Raw genomic sequence first — 287 nt, forward strand, 5'->3', positions numbered from 1 at the left:
GGGACACGTGAAGCCCTTCCCCGTTCCGCTCCGGGCCGCCCTGCGCTCGGGCTATCTCGTCCGGGGTCGCACGCTCGCGGAACTCGCGGAGCGCGCCGGGATCGCGCCGGCGCTCGCGGAAGAGATCGAGGCCTATAACGGACCCGCGCGGCGGGGCGAGGACCCCGCCTTCGGCCGGGGCTCCACGGCCTACAACCGCTATGTCGGCGATCCGGCCGTGGCGCCCAACCCTTGCGTGGCGCCTCTCGAGCAGGGGCCGTTCTACGCCATCAAGGTGGTGCCCGGGG

At 73.9% G+C, this 287-nt stretch carries 1 pseudogene; it reads left to right on the top strand.

The annotated features are described in order from the left end of the window. Positions 1-287 (top strand): annotated as a pseudogene (locus FLQ44_RS02045) (FAD-binding protein); the annotation flags it as partial.

The sequence above is a fragment of the Vogesella mureinivorans genome (assembly GCF_007644035.1).
In the GTDB taxonomy this organism is placed as follows: Bacteria; Pseudomonadota; Gammaproteobacteria; order Burkholderiales; family Chromobacteriaceae; genus Vogesella; species Vogesella mureinivorans.